Origin of the sequence: Maribacter litoralis (assembly GCF_003075045.1) — a bacterium.
Lineage (GTDB): Bacteria > Bacteroidota > Bacteroidia > Flavobacteriales > Flavobacteriaceae > Maribacter > Maribacter litoralis.
Map to the genome: position 1 here is coordinate 1 of NZ_QCZD01000022.1, position 810 is coordinate 810.

General features: G+C 43.3%; 1 protein-coding gene. It reads right to left on the bottom strand.

The window, feature by feature from the left end; genetic code table 11:
• Positions 1 to 810, bottom strand: an 810-nt coding sequence (locus DCS95_RS20105; protein WP_164674258.1) for a hypothetical protein, incomplete at both ends; no start/stop codon positions are given.

An 810-nucleotide genomic window follows, 5' to 3' on the forward strand; every position in this document is an offset into this window, starting at 1 on the left:
TTACATTACCGTTTCCACCATCTGCTAAACTTACTGTTTGGTCTGGTGCCGTATTCGTTACTGCAAAGTCATCGCCCACTTGGTTTACACTGATGCCTGTTCCGGCACTTACGGTTTGGTCTTCATTGTTTGGATCATTATCAGCATCGCGAATATCTATCAAAGCTGCAGCACCATCAGTAATGGTTACCTCTACACTCTGATTCGCTACTCCATTAGTACCTAAACCTAAATCTTGATCATCGGTACCTAGATCACTCAAAGGAACATCAAAATCAGTTCCCGCTTCTGTTATTCTTAGGTTTGAACTAACAACACTGAAAGAAGTTATAAGTTCGTTAGTATCACTAGCATCACCTGGTGTAGCACTACCACCAACTGGTTGCCATGCTCCAGAATCGTATACATAAAGTTGACCACTTGCTGTGTCTACATAAGTGGTACCTTCTGCCGGTGAACCTGTTGGACCTCCTGTACCTCTTTGTGTTAATTCGTTTGTTGGATCATTATCAGCATCATCAACGTTATCCACATTGGAAACATAAAGTCCGTTCGCATCTATACTTAAGGCATTGCCCGCCGTGCTACTAACTTCTGCGCTAAACTCCGTGCCAGTTAAATTCAAGCCATCGCCTGCGGTGTATTCCGTATTCGTATCTACCGTTGCATCTGGTACGTCGATTGTAAAGTTCGGATATGTTCCACCTATTGTTACATTACCGTTTCCACCATCTGCTAAACTTACTGTTTGGTCTGGTGCCGTATTGGTTACTGCAAAGTCATCACCAGTTTGGCTAACTGAAATGCCTG